Source organism: Caballeronia sp. ATUFL_M2_KS44 (assembly GCF_023630965.1).
In the GTDB taxonomy this organism is placed as follows: Bacteria; Pseudomonadota; Gammaproteobacteria; order Burkholderiales; family Burkholderiaceae; genus Caballeronia; species Caballeronia concitans.
In genome coordinates this window covers 74,561-90,602 of the sequence record NZ_JALQEA010000057.1, presented here as the reverse complement: position 1 = coordinate 90,602, position 16,042 = coordinate 74,561, and the positions used below count along the sequence as shown (strand labels likewise).

At 60.6% G+C, this 16,042-nt stretch carries 12 protein-coding genes and 1 pseudogene; 7 read left to right on the top strand and 6 right to left on the bottom strand.

The window, feature by feature from the left end; translation table 11 throughout:
- Positions 1 to 4 precede the first annotated feature (4 nt).
- Complete coding sequence (locus NCR39_RS24150) at positions 5 to 1,060, bottom strand: LacI family DNA-binding transcriptional regulator (protein WP_250454612.1); 1,056 nt, start codon at positions 1,058 to 1,060, stop codon at positions 5 to 7.
- Positions 1,061 to 1,399: 339 nt separating this feature from the next.
- On the opposite strand from NCR39_RS24150, the gene NCR39_RS24145 reads away from it, so the two are divergent.
- Genes NCR39_RS24145 through NCR39_RS24125 form a run of 5 tightly spaced genes read left to right on the top strand, consistent with a single transcriptional unit; the run spans position 1,400 to position 6,654 of the window.
- A complete protein-coding gene (locus NCR39_RS24145; protein WP_250454611.1) occupies positions 1,400 to 2,575 on the top strand; it encodes a CaiB/BaiF CoA transferase family protein in 1,176 nt (391 codons plus the stop codon).
- On the top strand, positions 2,565 to 3,371 hold the full coding sequence (locus NCR39_RS24140; RefSeq protein WP_250454610.1) for an enoyl-CoA hydratase/isomerase family protein: 807 nt from the start codon (positions 2,565 to 2,567) through the stop codon (positions 3,369 to 3,371). Before NCR39_RS24145 ends, NCR39_RS24140 begins: the two co-directional genes overlap by 11 nt.
- A 2-nt stretch (positions 3,372 to 3,373) precedes the next feature.
- Positions 3,374 to 4,318 carry a hydroxymethylglutaryl-CoA lyase gene (locus NCR39_RS24135; RefSeq protein WP_250454609.1) on the top strand — a complete coding sequence of 315 codons (945 nt, stop codon included), beginning with the start codon at positions 3,374 to 3,376 and terminating at the stop codon, positions 4,316 to 4,318.
- Positions 4,319 to 4,346: 28 nt separating this feature from the next.
- Positions 4,347 to 5,549, top strand: a complete 1,203-nt coding sequence (locus NCR39_RS24130; protein ID WP_250454608.1) for an acyl-CoA dehydrogenase family protein — start codon at positions 4,347 to 4,349, stop codon at positions 5,547 to 5,549.
- Between the two features lie 43 nt (positions 5,550 to 5,592).
- Positions 5,593 to 6,654, top strand: coding sequence for an amidohydrolase family protein (locus tag NCR39_RS24125; protein ID WP_250454607.1), 1,062 nt, complete (start codon positions 5,593 to 5,595; stop codon positions 6,652 to 6,654).
- A 350-nt stretch (positions 6,655 to 7,004) separates the two neighbouring features.
- Here NCR39_RS24125 and NCR39_RS24120 read toward each other — a convergent pair.
- Positions 7,005 to 8,041, bottom strand: a pseudogene (locus tag NCR39_RS24120) (IS481 family transposase).
- Between the two features lie 42 nt (positions 8,042 to 8,083).
- Positions 8,084 to 8,953, bottom strand: coding sequence for a hypothetical protein (locus NCR39_RS24115; protein ID WP_250454606.1), 870 nt, complete (start codon positions 8,951 to 8,953; stop codon positions 8,084 to 8,086).
- Between the two features lie 800 nt (positions 8,954 to 9,753).
- Here NCR39_RS24115 and NCR39_RS24110 point away from each other — a divergent pair.
- Positions 9,754 to 10,206, top strand: a complete 453-nt coding sequence (locus NCR39_RS24110) for a hypothetical protein (protein ID WP_250454605.1) — start codon at positions 9,754 to 9,756, stop codon at positions 10,204 to 10,206.
- 1,049 nt (positions 10,207 to 11,255) lie between these two features.
- On the opposite strand, the gene NCR39_RS24105 is transcribed toward NCR39_RS24110, so the two are convergent.
- On the bottom strand, positions 11,256 to 11,513 hold the full coding sequence (locus NCR39_RS24105; protein WP_250454604.1) for a hypothetical protein: 258 nt from the start codon (positions 11,511 to 11,513) through the stop codon (positions 11,256 to 11,258).
- A 226-nt stretch (positions 11,514 to 11,739) separates the two neighbouring features.
- On the opposite strand from NCR39_RS24105, the gene NCR39_RS24100 reads away from it, so the two are divergent.
- Positions 11,740 to 12,093 carry a cyclic-phosphate processing receiver domain-containing protein gene (locus tag NCR39_RS24100; protein ID WP_250454603.1) on the top strand — a complete coding sequence of 118 codons (354 nt, stop codon included), beginning with the start codon at positions 11,740 to 11,742 and terminating at the stop codon, positions 12,091 to 12,093.
- A gap of 391 nt (positions 12,094 to 12,484) precedes the next feature.
- Here the strand turns inward: NCR39_RS24100 and NCR39_RS24095 are convergent, their stop codons facing one another.
- The gene (locus tag NCR39_RS24095; protein WP_250454602.1) at positions 12,485 to 13,597 is read right to left on the bottom strand and encodes a sensor domain-containing diguanylate cyclase; all 1,113 of its coding nucleotides are present in this window, start codon (positions 13,595 to 13,597) and stop codon (positions 12,485 to 12,487) included.
- 703 nt (positions 13,598 to 14,300) lie between these two features.
- The gene (locus NCR39_RS24090) at positions 14,301 to 15,857 is read right to left on the bottom strand and encodes an MFS transporter (RefSeq protein ID WP_250454601.1); all 1,557 of its coding nucleotides are present in this window, start codon (positions 15,855 to 15,857) and stop codon (positions 14,301 to 14,303) included.
- Between the last annotated feature and the right edge of the window lie 185 nt (positions 15,858 to 16,042).

The window sequence follows — 16,042 nt, the reverse complement described above, 5'->3', positions numbered from 1 at the left end:
GCAGTCAGTCGCGTGGCGCGCGGCACGACCGGCGCAGCACGATCTCCGTCGGAATGGTGATGCGGCGCGTTTGCGACGACTTCACCGGCGACTCCAGCATGCGGCCGAGCAGCACTCGGGCGGCGTTGCGGCCCATGTCTTCGAGATCCCAGCGCACCGTCGTGATGGGCGGCGACGCAAGCTCTGCCAGATCGGTGTCGCCGACCGCGATGATCGACACGTCCTGCGGCACACGCACGCCCTTCAGCGTGAGGGCGCGCAGCGCGCCGGCGAGCATCATGTTGCCGCCGAGGATGATCGCGGTGGGCGGCGTGTCCATCGACATCAGCGATTGCACTTCCTCATAGCCGTAGGCGGCTTCGAGGCTGTCGAGCCGCAACAGCTTCTGGTCGATCGGTACGCCCGCGGCTTCATGCGCCAGCACGAAGCCCTTGAACCGTTCGCGTCCGGGCCGAATGCTGGATGCGCCCGTGATGAGCGCGATGCGCCGGTGCCCGAGCGACAGCAGATATTCGGCTGCCTGATGAATGCCGTTGCACTGATTCGACACGACGTGATCGCATTGCTCCGGAAACTCGCGTTCGACCAGCACGATCGGCACGCGCGCACTCTCGATCAGCTCGATCAGGCGTGCGTCGTATTCGTCGGAAGGCGCGAAAAGAAGGCCATCGACGCGACGTTGCAGCAGCAGCGTGAAGAGTTCGATCTCGTGCTCGACGTCGCCGTTGCTGTTGGCGAGGATGAACGCGTAGCCTTGGCGGCGCGACACTTCCTCCGCGCCCTTGACCATGGCCGCGAACAGGGGATTGCGCGAGTCGGGCAGCAGGCAGCCGATCGCCTTGGTCGATGCGGTTCTCATGCTCTGCGCGACGACGTTCGGCTGCCAGCCGGTGGCGGCGATGGCGGCCTCGACGCGCGCGCGGATGAGCGGCTTGACGCTCGGATGCTTGTTCGCGACCCGCGACACGGTGCCGAGCGAAACGCGCGCGGCGGCCGCGACATCGCGCATGGTGACGGTCGTCCTGGAAGGCGCGGCGCGCTTGTTCGATTGGGACTTCATGGATGATCCGGCGTGGCTTCCGCTTCGGGAGCCGAAGCAGTTCGAAAAGTGAGTTCGTTTCATCGGGCGCTGCGCGTTCGCCAAACGTCGCGGACGGCGGCGAACCTTGCAGATGCGTACTCTACGGCATTTCATGCCATGCGGTAAGCAGAAGGGTGCATCGGGGAAACGCGTTTTTATGAAACGTTTCATTGACGCTGCCGGAGCGCTCTCATAGACTGAATGCTTCTTCGGTTTTTGCGCGAATCGGGCGCGGTGTTCGTGTTTCGAAGGACATCGGCAAAGATAAAATGAAACGGTTCATCGTAGAGCGTAGTGCAACCAGACACGGGAGACACGATGCAAGACGAGCTGCCGCTTGCCGGCACGGTGATCTACGAACTTGGAACGAGCGTCGCGGCGCCTTATGCCGGACAGATCCTCGCGGATCTCGGCGCGCGCGTGGTCAAGGTGGAAAACCCGGGCGGCGGCGATCACGCGCGGCATTGGGGACCGCCGTTCTGGAACGACGAATCGGTGACTTTTCTCGCGCTCAATCGCGGCAAAGAGAGCATCACCGTGGATTTCTCGGATGCGCGCGAGTGCGAACGTCTGCGCCGGTCGATCCTCGACGAAGCCGATGGCGTCATCCAGAACCTGCGTCCGGGGCTGCTCGAGAAATTCGGGCTTGATCCGGACGAATTGATGAAACAGAAGCCATCGCTGATCTGGTGCGACATCGGCGCGTTCGGCAACGTCGGTCCGCTGCGTAAGAAGCCCGGCTACGATCCGCTCGCGCAGGCATCGACCGGAATCATGAGCATCACCGGCGAAGCGCAGCGCCCGCCCGTGCGCGTGGGCGTTTCGCTGATCGATCAGGGCGCAGGAATGTGGGCGGTGATCGGTCTCTTGTCGCGCATGCTCGCGCGCGGCCGGAACGGCGTGGGCGGCCGCGTCGCGACGTCACTATACGAAACCGGTCTCGCATGGATGACGGTGCCAATAGCGACCTATGGCGCATCGGGCAGGGTGCCGCGTTCGCACGGCTCGGGGCTAGCGCAGATCGTGCCTTATCAGGCGTTCCGTGCCGCCGATTCCTGGCTCATGATCGCCGCGGGCAACGACGGACTGTTCGCGCGGCTTGCCCGCGCACTCGGCCAGCCCGAACTGGCCGCCGATCCTCGCTATGCCACCAACGCGCAGCGCGTGCACAACCGCGAGACGCTGCTGCCGATGCTCGAAGCCGCCGTCGCGCAGCACGATTCCGACGAACTCTCGCGGCGTCTCGACGAAGCCGGCGTGCCCAACGCGCCGCTTCTGGACGTGGACCGTGTCGCCGCGCATCCGCAGACCGCCGCGCTCGGCATGCTCGAACCGTGCGACGGCGATACCTTGCCGCTGATGGGCGTGGCGATCACGCTGAACGGCGCGCGTCCGCGCGCGCGAGGCATCGCGCCGATGCTCGGGCAGCACAACGAACCGTCCGGCGTAACCGGCGCAATCAATCAGACATCCGGAGAGTCTTGTGGAAATTGAGCTTCAGACGACGTTCGAGACCTTGCGCATCGACCGCCCCGATGAAAGCGTGATGCGCGTCACGCTGTGCCGGCCGGAAAGCTCGAACGCGATCAACACGCAGATGGGCCGCGATCTCGTCGCGTTCTTCGAGCAGTTCGCGTTGTCGCCGCACGGGCAGCGCGTCCTCATTCTGACCGGAGCGGGCGAGAAGGCCTTTTGCGCGGGCGGCGACCTGAAGGAGCGCAAGGGCATGACCGATGCCCAGTGGCTCTCGCAGCACGCGATTTTCGAACGCATGGTGCGCGCGTTGATCGATTGCCCGGTGCCGGTGATCGGCGCCATCAACGGCGCGGCCTACGGCGGCGGCTGCGAGATCGCCGCGACGTGCGACTTTCTGTACGCGGCCGAGCATGCGCGCTTCGCCCTGACCGAAGTCACGCTCGGCATCATGCCCGGCGGCGGCGGCACGCAGACGCTGCCGCGTGCGCTCGGCGAGCGGCGCGCGAAGGAACTGATCTTGAGCGGCCTGCCGTTTTCGGCGCAAGAAGCGCAGCGCTGGGGACTCGTCAACGAAGTCGTGCCCGGCGCGGAACTGAACGACCGCGTGATGCAGATCGCGCTGCGGGTCGCGGCGAACGCGCCGATCTCCGTGCGTCAGGCCAAACAGGCGATTCATCGCGGCCTGCAGATGTCGCTCGCCGATGGCCTCGCCTTCGAGGTCGAAGCCTATAACCGCATGGTGCCCACGCAGGACCGGCTCGAAGGCGTGCTCGCGTTCAACGAGAAGCGCAAGCCGGTTTTCAAAGGTGTCTGACGATGACCGCGAGAGAAGAAGGCGATCGGGTCACCGTCCGGGAAGTCGGCTTGCGCGACGGCCTGCAAATGGTCCGCACGATCCTCACGCCGGCGCGGAAAATCGAGTGGTGCGCGCGCGAAGCGGCGGCGGGCGTGCGCGAGATCGAAGTGACGTCGTTCGTGCCGCCGAGCATCGTGCCGCAGTTCGGCGATTCGGCCGAAGTGGCGCGCGCCGCGCTTCGTATCGACGGATTGCATGCATCGGCGCTGGTGCCCAACCTGAAAGGCGCGCAGCGCGCAGCCGAGGCGGGCCTGCGCAAGATCGATTTCGTGCTTTCCGCGAGCGACGCGCACAACCGCAAGAACGTGCGGCGCGCGACCACGGAGTCGATCGAGGAGTTCGGCCGAATCGTCGAATGGCGCAAGGAGGCGGCGCCGGAACTCGCGGTGGGCGCGGGCATCGCGACGGCGTTCGGCTGCGCGATCAGCGGCGAGGTGCGCGCCGGGCGCGTGCTCGGCGTTCTCGACCAGTTGCTCACGCTCGGCGCGGACGAAATCACCATCGCGGATACCGTCGGCTACGCCAATCCGGCGCAGGTGCGCGCGCTGATGCGCGAAGTCATCGATCGCGTGGAAGGGCGGCCGGTGACGTGTCATTTCCACGATACGCGCGGCCTCGGTCTCGCCAACGTCGATGCCGCGACGCAGGCGGGCGTGCGCACCTTCGATGCATCGCTGGGCGGCCTCGGCGGGTGCCCGTTCGCGCCCAACGCGACCGGCAACATCGACACGGAAGACTGCGTGTATCTGCTCGAATCGATGGGCTTTCACACCGGCATCGACGTGCGCGCGCTCATCGAACTGCGCCGGGAAATCGAAACATGGCTGCCGGGCGAACCGTTCGCCGGCGCGATCAGCCGCGCCGGCCTGCCCCAAACCTACGACACGCGCGCGGGCCTCGCCTGAGCGCTCAACGGGAAAAGGAACCCGATTCATGAACCAGATTGCCGAAGCAGCAGACCTGAACGACGTTTCCATCTCGATCGACCGCGAAGACTATGCCGATCTGCGCGACGCGGTACGCCGGATATGCGCCGATTTTCCCGGCGCATATTGGCGCCGTCTTGACGAAGAATCGGGCTATCCGAGCGAGTTCGTGAAGGCGCTCACCGATGCCGGTTTTCTCGGCGCGCTGATTCCCGAGGAGTTTGGCGGCGCGGGCCTGCCGTTGCGCGCGGCGGCGGTAATTCTCGAGGAGATCAACGCGAGCGGCTGCGTCGCGAGTCCCGCGCACGCGCAGATGTACATCATGGGCACGCTCTTGCGCCACGGCAGCGAGGAGCAGAAGCGCCGCTATCTACCGAAGATCGCGTCGGGCGAACTGCGCCTGCAGGCGTTCGGCGTGACCGAGCCGACCACCGGCTCCGACACCACGCAACTGAAGACGCGCGCCGAGCGCCGTGGCGACAAGTACATCGTGAATGGCCAGAAGCTGTGGACATCGCGCGCGCTGTATTCGGACCTGATGCTGCTACTCGTGCGCACGACGCCCGTCGAGCAATGCAAGAAGAAGACCGACGGACTGTCGACGCTGCTCGTCGATCTGCGCGAGGCGAAGGGCAATGGCATCGAGATCCGGCCGGTGCATGCGCTCATCAATCACAACACGACGGAGGTGTTCATCGACAACCTGGAGGTGCCGGTGGAGAACCTGATCGGAGAGGAGGGCAAGGGGTTTCGCTACATCCTGGACGGCATGAACGCGGAGCGCATTCTGGTCGCGCAGGAATGCATCGGCGATGGTCGCTGGCTGCTCAAGAAGGGCGTGGATTACGCGAACGAGCGCAAGGTGTTCGGAAGGATGATCGGCCAGAACCAGGGCATTCAGTTTCCACTTGCGCGCGCCTACATGGAACTCGAAGCGGCCGATCTCATGGCGCGCAAGGCCGCCGCGATGTTCGCCGCCGGTCTGCCGTGCGGCGCGGAAGCCAACATGGCGAAGCTGCTCGCCTCGGAGGCGACCTGGCACGCCGCCGATTCCACGCTGCAGACGCATGGCGGCTTCGGCTATGCGCGCGAGTACGACATCGAGCGCAAGTGGCGCGAAGTGCGGCTGTACCAGACCGCGCCGATTTCGACGAACCTGATTCTGGCGTTCATTGCCGAGCACGTACTGGGCTTGCCGCGCTCGTATTGAAATCCTTGCCGTGACCGCCATCCCATTCGAAAAGGAGACACGCATGCCCTTGTTCATGACCGATGCGCAGAGGACGCCCGGGACGTTCGGACGCATCTTCGAGCCGGACGCCGGCTGGCTCGCGAAGCAGCCGCACGAGGAGGCGCTCGAACCGGAGCTGCCGATCATCGACACGCATCATCATTTGTGGGACTTGCCGGGCAGCCGCTATCTGATCAGCGAGTTAGCGGACGATATGCGGACGGGGCACAACATCGTGCAAACGGTGTTTCTGGAATGCCACGCCATGTATCGCGAGGACGGGCCGCCGGAAATGCGTCCGGTCGGCGAGACGACGTTTGCGGCGGGCCTCGCGGCGATGAGCGAGAGCGGCAACTACGGGCCGGCACGCGTGGCGCAGGGTATCGTCGGGATGGCGGATCTGTCGCTCGGCGACGCGGTGCGACCCGTGCTGGAAGCGCACATTCGCGCAGGCGATGGCCGTTTTCGCGGCGTGCGCTACGCGACCGCGTGGGACGCGAGCGAGGTTATCGGCAACAGCTACACGGCGGACGGTCCGCATATGCTCGCACGGCCGCGGGTGCGCGCGGGCATCGCGTGTCTGGCATCGCTCGGGCTTTCTTACGATGCCTGGGTGTTTCATCCGCAGCTCGGCGATGTGATCGAACTCGCGCGCGCGATGCCCGATCTGAACATCGTGCTCGGGCATTGCGGCGGACCGCTCGGCTACGGGCCGTACGCGAACCGGCGCGAGGCGGTGTTCGCGGAGTGGAAGCCGAAGATGATCGAGCTGGCCGCGCTGCCCAATGTCACGGTGAAGCTCGGCGGCATGATGATGCGGCTTGCCGCGTTCGACTACAACGTCGTGCCGGCGCCGCCTTCGTCGGTCGAACTGGCGGAAATGTGGAGGCCGTATATCGAGACCTGCATCGAGTTGTTCGGCGCCGAACGATGCATGTTCGAGAGCAATTTTCCGGTGGAGAAAATGGGCAGCAGTTACGTGACCTTATGGAACTGTTTCAAGCGGATCACGGCGGCTGCGTCGGCCAGTGAGAAAGCGTCGCTGTATTCGGACACGGCGCGACGCGTTTATCGTTTGGGGTGAGGAGTTGCGGCGATCCGAATGGCCGTCGTGATGATGGCGCGCGTGCAGGTGGACATGCTTCACAGCGAAGGTCCGGCGCGCGCACCGCGCGCGAGTGGTGTTGAGCGGAGGCAAAATGCGATATTCGGATATAGCCGCTACAAAATATGTCACGGCCAAATACAAATGTCGGGGTGCGGGCTAAATACAGATGTCGTATCTATCCAGGGATTTTGCGCTCACGCAGTGTTGAAGAAAGCGGGTTGAACGGGCAGGGCGCGGGTGCGCATTCAGGGTGCCTTGCCCGACCGATGAGCTGTATTAGCCGGGACTCGATCTGACAGGTAGTCGGGCCGATAGAGGGGAAGCGATCAATGGGGAATGAGTTTCTCCTTGGCGAGTTCCAGCGAATCGAGAAAAGTGCGCATCGGCGTCTTGCCGTAACACCACCGTCCCTGATGCTCCCGTTCATTGTTGTACTGGTCGAGCCACGCATCAAGGTCCGTCTGCAAGGTGGCAATCGATTCGCAGATCTTTTTGCGGAAGGCAATCCGGTAGAACTCATTGAGCATGGTCTTGTGTAGTCGCTCGACGATCCCGTTGGTTTGCGGCGATTTGGCCTTTGTTCGGGTATGGTCGATGTCTTCCACAGCCAGGTACAACTCGTATTCGTGATGCTCGGGGTTGCCGCAGTATTCGGTGCCGCGGTCTGTCAGCACGCGTAGCAGCGGGATGCCGAAGCCGTCGAAGAACGGGACAACGCGATCGTTGAGCAGGTCCGCTGCCGGCAAGGGCGTCTTGCGATCGTAGAGCTTGGCGAATCCAACTTTCGAGTAGGTGTCGACGAAAGTCTGCTGGTAGACACGGCCTACGCCCTTGAGATTGCCGACGTAGAACGTATCCTGCGCGCCGCTGTAGCCTGGACATTCGGACTCGAATTCGCCGTGCACTTCCTTCTCGTGCTTGGCGCGTTCGAGCGCGACGAGTTGCGCCTCGGTCAACACCAACCCCTCTTGGGCGGATTTGGCTTCCAGGGCCTTCAGGCGCTTCGACATGGTCTCCAGATCGTGGCGCAACCAGACGCTACGGACGCCCTGGGGCGAAACGGACAGCGCATGTCGTTTGAGGACTTCGTTGGCGATACGGATCTGACCGTGGGCTGGCAATTCGAGGGCCAGCTCGACAACGGCGGCCTCGATGTGCGGATCTACACGGTTCTTGAGCAACGGCCGCGGTGGGAAATCTCCTGCAGCGCAGCCTCACCGCCTCGATCCTACAGTTCCTTAAATCGGTAGAAACTATCGCGCGAGTAACCCATCACGCGACAGGCTTGGCTGACGTTGCCGAGTTGCCGGGCCAGTTCAAGTATGCCGACCTTGGCACGAATTACCTTCTGCTCCTGAGTCATGGCGGACTCCTTGCTGTTCGCGGCGCGCATTGCCGCTACAGGCTACGCCCTCCGCGCCAACGCGCGCCAGCACGAGAAACCAACCACTGTCAGATTTAGTGTAGTCCACTGCATGACATCTACTTCCCATCGACGCATCGCATGTGCGAGCAGCGCCAGCCTCTTCGAGTGACGTGTCATCTGCTCCGCCTCTGTGAGTGTCTCCCGGCTATTGCGATTCCGGCGGCAAAGCTCAGCGAGCAATTGGTTCACACGCGCGACATGCTCGACAATCGCTCGTTGCGCACTTTGCTGCTCCACTTTGGTATAGAGCTTCGCGAGTGGTTGGAGCGCGAGATTATGGTCGAAAAGCCACCACTTGCCTCCGTCGAAGAGGAGGTTTTGCGCATGCCGATCCGGGTTCGCGACAAGTTCATCCCAAGCAGCCCCTTTCGGTGCAACTTCGTCGTCACAAACCTTCTGCCAAATGTAGTCGACGGCTAGGGGATTGTCCTCGATTCGTTGCGCGAAGAACGGATCAGGCGGCTGGAATACGCTTCCGAAGAGCATGACCGGACCGTGCTTCAAATTCGCGGGATGTGAGGGAAGGTCTTCCAGATCGGCGATAACGAGCGCCGGCCTCGGAACCGGAAGTCGGAGGACCTGAGAAGCCAGGCCACATGCCAGCTCGATGTCTAACTGAGACGTCTGTGGGAGATATTTGGCAAACACTGGAAGACCAGGCTCATCCAGCCACGGCATGCCGGCCAACCCCTTCCACACGTGGTTCAAATGCTTGCCGTACACCTTGTCCGCAACGCCTAGCAAACGGTACACGGGCGGCCGAGACGCGATTTCGACCATGTCGGAAGGAACGTCCACATTCATAAGCTGCCCGCGCATTAAAGAACACCCCGGCGAAAAATCGCCCACTGATGGCGCCGCTTCCCGGTCGGCGCCGTGAGAAGTTTAGCAGGTGAGTCGCGAGCGGTAGCCAGCTCCGTTAGCTACAAAGCGGCTAGATGACGTGAGACCAAGGGAAAATACCTATGCCAACTCAAATCCTAATAGGCATATTCCGGCATAAACACACGATATAGTGTTTATGCCGGCACTGAACACAAGATCTTGTGTTTTTGCCGGGGTGCCCGTTGAGTCTTGCACACTCAACGGGCAATTTCAGGGGCATAGGGCCTGAAACGACATTGGATTCTAACCGCGACGAATGAGGATCCGAAGCGTAGTTACAATTCCGGCGCCTTGCCTCCGCACTTCCTATCAGGCAATCATCATGAGCAAACCACGACCGGACACTCACCCGGTGAATCGCAGCGCCGTTACGGGTCGCTTCGTCACTGAGCAATACGCCAAGTCGGATCCGCGAACAACCGAGCGCGAGCACGTACGCAATCCGTCTCCATCAATCCCTAAACGGTCGAAGTAACTTCACTGGATCGAGGCCGCTCACGGCGGCCTCACAACGTCGATGGAGACGCCATGCGATTGAAATTCTCAACGCTCCTTCCGATTCACGGACTGGGTGTACGCGGACTTGAAAGCACTCCCCTTTCGGTCACCGGCGGCGTCAACGGAATGCGTATGCAGTTCGTACCGCCGAGCCTTAGAAACCGGGGTCCCAGCCAAACGGAGGAATCCCGTGGAAAAACTAAGTCGAAAGACGAAAAGGCCCATGTCGAGAAAAGCGCACGTGCACAGGAAGCGAAGCGGAAGCCATGAGTGACGAGGAGGAACCGAAGGAACGTCAGCGGCTGTATGACGCCTATCGCACGGAGCTTGATAAGCGGCATGTGTCGAACGCTGGGAACCTAGACAAGTCTGTTCTCACCTACTCGAGCGGCGGACTGGCTTTCTCACTGGGATTTCTCAAGGACTTCGCTCCGCACGGTCACGCTGTCTTCCGGTGGTCGCTGCTCACATCGTGGGGCTTGTTCACTTTTGCGATCGCGCTGGTTGTCGCATCATATCCGGTAAGTCAAAAAGTAATCAGGATTCAGCTGGATCGTTGTGAGCGTTACTTCAAGGAGTCTGAGGAGGGCGCGTTCGACGAAAGTAGTCGATGGGAAACGTTGTCCGAGGTAATCACAATCCTTTCAGGTATTTCCTTCTGTGGGGCGTTAGCACTGTCGGCCATTTTCGTTGGTTTGAACATTTTGGAGCAACCATGACGAGCAAGACTAACTGGGCATATGCGCAGGACGGCGCGATCGGGATGAAGATGCAGAAAGCAGGTACTACGAAGCCGCAGCTAGTCGAGCGTGGAGCGACGGGACTTCCTTTGCAGCGAGTCGTACCACAGACCAAACCAGCACCACCCACCAGTCAAACGCCGAACAAGTCGTCGGGCTCGAAATAAAGCGCGAGAAAACGTGAATCGTCCGTGCTGATGAAATCTGACACAGGCTCGACCCGCTGGCTGCGAGAGCGCTGACCGGAGAGATGCCGGCCGCAAGCCACCAGATCAAGCAGGCCATGTCACACCTCAGTGAGAAAGCTGACCAGCAATACCTCGAGCGCAAGGGCGAATTCAACCGGTCGATGCAATAGATTGCTGAAATCGCTCGGCTGGGGTTTCGTAACCCAAGGTCTTTTTTGGGCGCTCGTTCAGCCGCCGCGGCACGGCGTTGATTCACATTGAGGGTGGCTGGCGTTCAACGCGGCGGCGATATGAATGACCGGTGTCCTTCGTTCAAAAGCCGTCCGAGGGCGGATCGATGAACGTCGGCAATGGCCGAACCGTGCACGCGACAACGCCTTCAGAGCCCCTGAATGATCACCGCCCGCTTCGTATCGTACTCATTTTTCGAAATCAGGCCACGCTTGTAAAGGTCGTTGAGGTCCGACAAACGCTGAGTGTTGCTTACCGGCGCCGCATCGACAGTCCGTGTGGGGCACGCTTTTGCGCAAAGATGCATGGCGTCCGTGCACTGATGCTGCGCCTGAATCGGGAAGAGGGTGAACTCTGCGAGAGTGGCCGGGGTTTCGTTCCGGTCTTGTGAACGCGTCCATGCCAACAAACTTTGCGTCCGCTTTTTTTTTGGAGCGGATGACTGTCTAGATGCGAAAGATCCACACGACGTTATCGCGCCGTCTACAATCACTCAAGTCGATACGCGTTTGCTACGTGCAGCGCAAATGCCAGCGACATGCACGGTTTGCTTCCGACGCATCGCTTCAGGGCGAATACTTCCTAACAAACTATAATCAACTCATGTCGTCATTCATTTGGAATCCATCGAAGGCGGGCAAGGACGGTCATCTTGCGGCTATTAAGAAGGAGTTGGTCGGCGCACAGGTTATCTCTATGTGCTCTGGTCATCTGAAGTTCGGTGGCATAAAGGCACTTGCGGGTGACCTGAAGAAAGCCGTCGATCGCGGAGCTCGCGTCATCTTCTACTCCAATGACAAGCACACAGAACAGGATGCCGCCGATCGGCTGGCCGAGCTGGGCGTCGAGCACATCGTTGTAGATCACACGCGATCGTACCTCCACACCAAACTATATTACTTCTAGGCGGGGGATCGGTATTCGGCCGTTTTGGGGTCAGCTAACATCACGGAGGCTGCGCTTACGTCGAATGAGGAACTGTCTTACGTTGTTGGCGGTATCAAGGGAGATCCTCAGCACCAACAACTCGCAGCGTATCTGGCGCGTTTAGACCGCAGATGTCGCCGCTATGAAGCTTCGAGGATCGACAAAGATGGAAACCGGATACCGCTTGTTTATCGATGACATCCGTGACCCGGTCGCAGCCGATTGGGTAATTGCACGTACGTCTTTTGAGGCCATCAAGTTTCTCGAAACTCGCGGCTGTCCGTTCGAAATCTCCTTTGACCACGACCTGGGTGGAGAGGACACTGCAATGGTTGTGGCCAAGAAGTTGGTATCGATGGACCTCGATGCTGGCGGCGGATTCATCCCTGCCGATTTCGTCTACTCAGTTCATAGCGCGAATCCCGTCGGCAAGGGCAACATCGAAGGCCTGCTCGATGCTTATCTCCTCGGAAGCGGCCGTTCTCTGAAGGCAACTCAGGCTTGGGTGCGAGTTCCGTGATAGGAGCAGTTGCACCTCTGGAGCGATACGCAGCCAAGGCCTCAATCTGCCAGGTTGCTGACGTTAAACGAAACCGTCGTCAATGTCAGCGAAGGCCGAATACGCGAACTGCGCTTACATCCGTGCCTGCCCGAAAAGTCAAGAACGCTGGCGCAAAATTCGATAGCGTGGTTGCGGAGTGGTTGCTAACTACGGGTAACGATAAGTCATTCGCAGAAGCGGCCGCGCACAGGCAATTGTGGACGTTTTGGAAGAGGTGCGGAGAAGCCGAAGCTGACTCTCGATCAACTGAAATTCGGTGAATGCTCGCGGCAAACGTTCGAGATACCGGCCTCCGGCCCGCCATCGCGACGGTAGAACACCGAAGCTGCACTAGCGTGCGATGGGCGCGTTACCCGACGGCGATGTGCGCCTGTGCGCTTGTAATTGCGCAACCGAACATGACGGGCTGGTTGCAGCCATCGCGCTTGGCCACATACATGGCCGAGTCGGCCCGAGTAAGCAGTGTCTGGGCGTCTTTTCCGTGATCGGGGCTCGTGCTTATGCCCACGCTCATCCGCGGTTGGACGTTTGTGCCATTGAGACTAACGGGGTGACTGACTGCTTCGATCAGGGCGTCTGCGAGCGCAGTTACATCGCTCAATGCGGCGCGTACCGATACGATGACGAACTCGTCGCCACCGTATCGCCCAATATCTTCGGTATCATCGATCGTCGCGGCTAGTCGCGCGGCCACCTCTGCAAGGAGCGCGTCGCCGCATTGATGGCCGAGCGAGTCGTTGATTGCCTTGAAGCCGTCCATGTCAATAAATAGCACGCTTACGCGCGATTCGTCGACGCGTGTCTGCAGCCTCGCGTTTAGTCGTGCGATAAGCGTTGCGCGATTCAGCAGTCCCGTTAAAGTGTCGCGTTCGTTCAGACGCTTCAACTCTCGAGATCTTGCTGCAAGTTTGAGCGATGTGCGATGCGTAACAAGGCCAAGCGACAGCGGATAAACAATGAGCATCGGTGCGCTTGCGATGGTGCTCGCAGACAGACCGCCCCAGTCAAATGCGACCCCGAAGCACACTATACCCGCTGTGCATCCCATCATGCACACCAGCGCGCCTCGTGCTAGCAAGCGTCCGCCGCCTGCCGCGACGTTGTTCATCATGAACATAAGCAGAATGAGGGTCGATGGTAGCCACGAATACTTCATGGCGACGACGATCATCCCACCGATAAAGTTATCGACGTAAATATTACGTCGCTCGGCCTTTCCGGGGAGCGCCCGGTGTCGTGCGAGAAGAAACCCGACGTGGGGCCAGGCGAAGCAATATGCGAGAACAAACAGCCGAGTGACGGCCGTTGCGTGCTGTGACCAGAGCACGGTCTGCACCAGGAAACATCCCATCGCGAGACCGACACAGCGGAGCCCGTAGGCGCGCCGCACGAAGCCGGTGCCGCGCGGAACTGCTTCGTCATGTCGCTCCCAGTGCAGCGAAGCCGCCGATTGTGCCTTCACCTTATAACGTCCTTGCGTCCAGGCGCGGGATCGCTTAGCGCGAGGTTAGCGCCGTCGGTTGGATCAAAGGCAAATGCAACTGTAAAGGCGTGGACAAGCATAAATCATCGTCGTGAACTTGGGTAACACGGGAGCGTGCGGAGGGGCAGGTGACTTGTTTACGGCCCGTTCCCGCGATGACTTTAGCCTCAGGCGCAACGGACCCAAGGACGGAAATCCGTGTCGCTGACCTATTTCGACGCTTTGGCAGGGTAGGGGCACCAGCTAAACCGGCGTCTCGCTGACCGGGCGCGCGCACTAATCTTCTCAAGGCCGGCGTACCACGCGCGGAGTGCCGCCAGTTCGTCAGCGGTCGGAAACGCGGACAAAGCGGGCAGATGGGGGGCGGTGTCCAGCGCGATAAAGGGCAGGGCGCGTTTTCTCGAGCGCGAGTTTAGTCCTAAAATGGGGCTATTAGGAAAGTGGAAGTTATCTTAATAGGGGAGTCTCGATATCGCATTCGATGGCAGATCTATTTTCAGTGGGCGAAGACCCCGATCTCACCGGCGATTTGCATATGGAGGAGTCGTCCCGACCGAGGAGACGACGGCGTTCATAGTTTCGCGGCGAACCACCGCGGCGAAGCTGTCTCCGTAGATGTAGCAGAGATCGGCATGCCGCAGGTGGGACCGCGGCTGCTTCCGACGACCACTCCCCGTCCCGGTCAATCGATCTGCTTTTGCCATATGGCGATCACACTTGCGCATAGGGCGACGCCGATCACGAAGTAGAAGCCATCGAGCGAACTGAGAAAGCTCGCCTGCTGTGTGACCATTCGACTGATCTCGTTCAGCGCGAGGCTCTTCGCTTGGCCTGCGTCATAACCCTGTCCTTCGAAGCCACCGATCAGCCGTCCGTACGTGACCTGGAACAGTGGGTCAAACGGATTCACGTGCTCACCCAGGCGCGACTGATGCAGCGCGAGCCGGTGCTGATTGAGAATGATCATCGTTGCTGTCGCAAACGAGTATGTCAACTGTTTGACAATGTTCTTGAAGCGATATCCGTGATTGAACTCTTCGACGGCGAATACGCGAAACGTCACGTTGGCGACGGGCAGCGCGATGAATAGCAGCAGCAAGCCGCGCAACAGGAGCGGAACAATGAGCCAGGGCATGCTGACATCGGGCGGCATGTTGACCATCCAAAGTCCAATGAACGCGGCCATCAGAAAGCCCGGCACGATCATCCATTTTTTGCGTGTGACTGACGCCGAGAAGCGAAAGTAGACGAAGGCCATCGTGATGGTCACAAGAGATGTAAAGCCGACGAGCCGCCCGGCGTTTTCTACTGGATAGCGCAAGCCTCCCTCAAGGAAACGAGAGACGAGGTAACCCATTGCATTGCTGATGTAATAGAAAGCAATGTAGAGGAGTATGCCTACCCGGAAGGTCTTCTCACGCAACGCATGCAGGCGAAGAAGTGGATGTGGATGATGCCACTGCTGCCATGCGAACCACGCGAGCGCCATCAGCCCTGCTGCCGTCAGCACGATGAGCTCCGGCGAAGTGCTGAAGAGCTCAAAGCGCACTTGTTGCATGACAATCTGTAGCGCACCTTGCGCGAATGCGAAAACGATGTACGGCCAGAAGTGCGCTTCGCCACGCTGTTCCGGAAGCACGCGGCCGGCATGCGGCACGGCGAGGAACGCGAAGGCGCCGAGCACAACACCGGCGAGTGCCGTAGATGTAAAAAGCGCATGCCAGTCGAAGTAGGCAAGTAGGTAGCCGCCGGCGAGTGGCGCAAGCGCGCTGCCCAGGAGAATCATGAGGAGGAACAGGCGCGTTGCCGCCGGTCGCTTCTTCGGCGCGAATCTGGTTTGAATGAGAATGCGGCACGCGCTCATCATCGGACCCATGAAATAACCCTGGAACCCGCGCGCGAATGCGAGTTCGATTGATGACTCGGAGACCGCCGCAGCCATCGCGCCAGCGGCAAAAACGAAAAGACACCCGCCGACGTATCGCCGAAAGCCGACTCGTTCGACCCACCATTGCTGCTGCAGGATGCCCAGCACCGAGGCGACTGCATAAGCACTGGACGACCAGACCAATTCATCGGGCGACGCGTTGATGCCGCCCGCGATATAGCTAGTGAAGAACGAAAAGATCGAGTTATCGAAGTAGTCCAGCCCCGTGGCGAGCGCGATGGCCCAAGGGAAAAAGTCGTCCCGGTTGCGCGTTGCGAGTGTGCGTGGCCGCTGTAGCATTTCGATGGTCATGACGCGACGTATTCCTTAAATTTTGCTCGCCGCGCTCGTATGCGAGCCGCTTGGTGAGAAATGCTTCCCGCCTTTCTCCGGCAATACGTCGCCGGATATATCCAAGGACATCACTCAATTCACGAAGCACCGCTCCGGTCTCTTTGGGTTCGCGCTCCATGCCTGCGGTCCGCCTGACCAGCGCG